The organism is Streptomyces sp. NPDC057638, from assembly GCF_042800315.1.
In the GTDB taxonomy this organism is placed as follows: Bacteria; Actinomycetota; Actinomycetes; order Streptomycetales; family Streptomycetaceae; genus Streptomyces.
Window position 1 is genome coordinate 1 of record NZ_JBHVHF010000484.1, and the last position, 3989, is coordinate 3989.

A 3989-nucleotide genomic window follows, 5' to 3' on the forward strand; every position below is an offset into this window, starting at 1 on the left:
CGCCTCCTCCAGCCGGAGGAGGCGGGACCATCGGTGCTGTCACGGTGCCAGGCCCATCTCCGGGGGCGGCGGCGTGGAGACGACGGCGGGCGTCGCCATGCCGTTTTCCTCCAGAGCGACCCAGTCCAGTTCCACGCTGCTGACGAGGATCTCGGGGAGACCTTCGAAGAGCGCCAGTGCTTCCGCGATGGCGGCGGTCAGGGTGTCAGCCTCGAAAAGGCAACTGAACTCCGTGCGCCCCGGACCCTCCACCCGGCCCATGCGCCCATCACAGAAGCGGTCGAGCCCATCGAACATGTCGGCCTGCTCCAGCGTGAGCTTCTTCTCAAGGTGCAGGGCGAAGTGCCACTTACGCATGGCCACGGTGGTTCGCGATGAAGAGGTCAATCCTGTTCGCCTCGTCTCCTGTGTTCCGGGGGGTGCTGTACACCGTCTGAGATTTGTTGCAGGGGCAGCAGATCACCCATCCCCACCGATGCCGGTTCCTGTCGTGTGTCACTTTGAGCCCCGCCGCCTCCGCACGCTTCAGCGCGGCCTCAACGTCCTTCTTCTGATGCCGGTCTCCCAAGGCCATGTCCCCACGTCCTACGCGGTGGAGGCGGGCGAGGTCCTGGCATCGGCGGCGATTCACTCGAACGGGATACCGCCCACCTCGTGGCGCCCGCCCGGAGCGTGATGGCCCTCCGTCGACTAGATAGCTGACGAACCGTCAGGGGTTCCCAAGTGCTCGCCAAGCCGTTATACATGGGCCACCGGCCCATAGAACGCGTTCTACCAGTACGGGGCCGACCCGCACGGCCTCGGCGTGCCCGACGGTGCGGAAGGGCGCGCCGAGGTCTTTCCGCACCCCGTGCCGCAGAGGCGCCCCAGCCCCACCCGAGTCCACGGACGGAGCCGCAGCCCCATGCCCCTAGACCCGCGCCGGGCCCTCGCCGCCGCGCCCCGCGAGCATGAGATCAGCTGGGCGCCCCGGGATGTCCAGCTCTACCACCTCGGGATCGGCGCCGGGATCCCCGCCACCGATCCCGCCGAGCTGCGCTACACCCTGGAGTCACGGCTCCAGGTGCTGCCGAGCTTCGTCACGGTGGCGGGCGGGGCGCGGAGTGACCCCGGCGGTGGACTCCGTACGCCCGGGGTGGAGGTCGATCCGGCGGCCGTGCTCCACGGCGGGCAGACGATCCGGCTGCACCGGCCCGTGCCGCCGTCCGGGAGCGCGCGGCTGTCCTCCCGTATCGCCGAGATCCACGACAAGGGCACGGCGGCCGTGCTGGTGCTGCGCGGGGAGGCCGCCGACGGCGACGGGCCGCTGTGGACCAGCGACGCGCGGATCTTCGTCCGGGGCGAGGGCGGCTTCGGTGGCGACCGCGGGCCCTCCGGGCGTCCCGACCCTCCGTCCGGAGACCCGGTCGCCACCGTGGAACGGGCCGTACGGGAGGACCAGGCCCTGCTCTACCGGCTCTCCGGCGATCTCAACCCGCTCCACGCCGACCCGGAGTTCGCCGCCCGCGCCGGGTTCGACCGGCCCATCCTGCACGGCCTGTGCAGCTACGGGATCACCCTCAAGGCCGTGGTCGACACCCTGCTCGGCGGGGAGACGGCCCGTGTCACCTCGTACCGCACCCGGTTCGCCGGGGTGGTCTTCCCCGGCGAGACGCTGCGGATCCGGCTGTGGCCCGGGGAACAGCGCGTACGGGTCGAGGTGAGCGCCGTGGAACGCGGTGACGCCCCGGTCCTCACCGACACCGTCGTCGAACACGTCTGACAGCGCTGACGGCGGACCCGCCCCTGAACGAGCGATGAGAGGAGCCGCGCCGTGCGCGCAGCCGTACTCCAGGAGACCGGACAGGACACGCTCGACGTCGTCGACGACGTCACGGCGGTGGGCTTCGGCCCCGGCAAGGTCCGTATCCGGATCCGCGCCACCGGACTCTGTCACTCCGACCTCTCCGCGATGAGCGGTGTCCTGCCCCAGCCCGCGCCCTTCGTCCCCGGTCACGAGGGCGCGGGCGAGATCCTCGACGTCGGCGAGGGCGTGACCCGGGTGAAGCCGGGCGACCGGGTGCTCCTCTCCTGGCTGCCCGCCTGCGGAACCTGCCCTTCCTGCCGTCGTGGCCAGACCCATCTCTGCCTCGCCGCCTTCATGAACGCGGGCACCCCCAACTTCGCCCGCCACGGCGGCGAGGTCTTCGGCTTCGCGGGCACGGGCACCTTCGCGGAAGAGGTCATCGTCGGCGAGGAGTGCGCCGTACCCATCCCCGACGACGTCCCGTTCGATGTCGCCGCGCTGATCGGCTGCGGGGTGACCACCGGACTCGGCGCCGCGATCACCACCGCCGACGTGGCGGCGGGCTCCTCGGTCGCCGTCATCGGCTGCGGCGGGGTCGGTGTCTCCGTACTCCAGGGCGCGCGGCTCAAGGGTGCCGCGCAGATCGTCGCCGTCGACCCCGTACCCGCGCGGCGCGAGGCCGCGCTCCGCTTCGGTGCCACGGAGGCCGTCGCCCCGGACGGACTCGGCGACGCCCGGCACCGGATCACGGCGGGCGAGGGCTTCGACTATGTCTTCGAGGTCGTCGGCACCTCCGCGACCGCCCGCACCGCCTACGAGGCCACCCGGCGCGGCGGCACCCTCTGTGTCGTCGGCGCGGGCGCCATGGAGGACTTCTTCCAGGTCAACATGTTCGAGCTGTTCTTCGACGAGAAGCGGATCCTGCCGTCGATGTACGGCGGCGGGGACCCCGCCGCCTCCTACGAACGCGCCATCGCGCTCTGGCGGGCCGGACGGATCGACCTCGGCTCGATGATCACCCACCGGGTTCCGCTGAGTGGCATCAACGACGCCCTGCACCAGATGCGGACCGGTGCGGCCCTCCGTACCTGCGTCGAGCTGTGAAGGGGGCCGGGACGGCCCGTCCTTTGGAGGGGCGCTGCGCGATCGTCACCGGCGGCGGCCGGGGCCTGGGCCGGGCCGAGGCGCTCGAACTCGCCCGTCTCGGCGCGAGCGTCGTCGTCAACGACTACGGAACCGCCGGACGCGACGGCTCCGGCGGCACCTCCGAGGCCCCCGCCCGCCAGGTCGCCGACGAGATCCGCGCGGCGGGCGGCGAGGCCACCGCCCACCACGGCGACATCGCCGACCCGTCGGACGCCCGGGAACTGGTGGACCTCGCCGTCTCCCGCTACGGCGCGCTCGACATCCTCGTCAACAACGCGGGCATCCTCCGTGACCGCATGGTCTTCTCCATGACCGACGACGAATGGGACTCGGTCATCCGGGTCCACCTCAAAGGCCACTTCAACACCACCCGCCTCGCCGCCGCGCACTGGCGACAGCGCGCCAAGGCGGACGGTGACCACAGCGGCGGCGGACGGGTCTACGGGCGGATCGTGAACACCTCCTCCGAGGCGTTCCTCGCCGGATCCCCCGGGCAGCCCAACTACGCGGCCGCAAAGGGCGGAATCGTCGGCCTGACCACCTCCACCGCGCGGGCACTGGCCCGGTACGGGGTCACCGTGAACGCGATCTGCCCCCGGGCGCGCACCCGGATGACCGAGGACGTCTTCGCCGGACACCGCGAACCGGGGGAGGGGCGGATCGACCCGCTCTCACCCGGCCATGTGGCGCCCCTGGTCGGCTATCTCGCCTCGCCGGAGGGCGGCGGGGTGAACGGACAGGTGCTCGTGGTGCACGGGGGCATGGTGGCGGTGGTGGAGCGGCCCCGGGTCGCGGCCCGGTTCGACGCCCGCGAGGGTGCCTTCTCCTTTACGGAGCTGCATGAGCGGCTCACCCCGTACTTCGCGTCCCGGCCTGCGGCGGAGACCTTCGCGGCACCGGAGATCCTGGCGCTGGGGCCGCCCGCGCCCTGACAGGGCCGCCCGCGCCCTGACAGGGCCGCCCGCGCCCTGACGGGGCGCCCGTGTGCTGGCGGGGTCGCTCGTGTTCTGGAGCGGCCGCCCGCTTCCCGGCCGGGAGAAACGGCGGACCCGGGTGC

At 72.3% G+C, this 3989-nt stretch carries 5 protein-coding genes; 3 read left to right on the forward strand and 2 right to left on the reverse strand.

Annotated elements, in window-relative coordinates; translation table 11 throughout:
• Nucleotides 1-39: 39 nt before the first annotated feature.
• Both ACFVIM_RS33660 and ACFVIM_RS33665 read right to left on the reverse strand, forming a co-directional pair.
• Nucleotides 40-357: a hypothetical protein gene (locus tag ACFVIM_RS33660; protein WP_384309749.1), complete on the reverse strand. Its 318-nt coding sequence runs from the start codon at nt 355-357 to the stop codon at nt 40-42.
• Nucleotides 350-574, reverse strand: a complete 225-nt coding sequence (locus tag ACFVIM_RS33665; RefSeq protein ID WP_384309752.1) for a hypothetical protein — start codon at nt 572-574, stop codon at nt 350-352. The genes ACFVIM_RS33660 and ACFVIM_RS33665 overlap by 8 nt, the downstream gene beginning before the upstream one ends.
• 330 nt (nt 575-904) lie before the next feature.
• Between ACFVIM_RS33665 and ACFVIM_RS33670 the strand changes: the two genes are divergently transcribed.
• Genes ACFVIM_RS33670 through ACFVIM_RS33680 form a run of 3 tightly spaced genes read left to right on the forward strand, consistent with a single transcriptional unit; the run spans nt 905 to nt 3864 of the window.
• Nucleotides 905-1762 carry a MaoC/PaaZ C-terminal domain-containing protein gene (locus ACFVIM_RS33670; RefSeq protein WP_384309755.1) on the forward strand — a complete coding sequence of 286 codons (858 nt, stop codon included), beginning with the start codon at nt 905-907 and terminating at the stop codon, nt 1760-1762.
• Nucleotides 1763-1813: 51 nt separating this feature from the next.
• Nucleotides 1814-2890 (forward strand): Zn-dependent alcohol dehydrogenase, encoded by a 1077-nt coding sequence (locus ACFVIM_RS33675; RefSeq protein WP_384309758.1) that lies wholly within the window; start codon nt 1814-1816, stop codon nt 2888-2890.
• 23 nt (nt 2891-2913) lie between these two features.
• Nucleotides 2914-3864 carry a 3-oxoacyl-ACP reductase gene (locus tag ACFVIM_RS33680; RefSeq protein WP_384309761.1) on the forward strand — a complete coding sequence of 317 codons (951 nt, stop codon included), beginning with the start codon at nt 2914-2916 and terminating at the stop codon, nt 3862-3864.
• Nucleotides 3865-3989: the final 125 nt, after the last annotated feature.

Bases quoted from the DNA above. Each gene is read 5' to 3' on its own strand.
- ACFVIM_RS33660 (WP_384309749.1), bottom strand. From the start codon at position 357: ATGCGTAAGTGGCACTTCGCCCTGCACCTTGAGAAGAAGCTCACGCTG.
- ACFVIM_RS33665 (WP_384309752.1), bottom strand. From the start codon at position 574: ATGGCCTTGGGAGACCGGCATCAGAAGAAGGACGTTGAGGCCGCGCTG.
- ACFVIM_RS33670 (WP_384309755.1), top strand. From the start codon at position 905: ATGCCCCTAGACCCGCGCCGGGCCCTCGCCGCCGCGCCCCGCGAGCAT.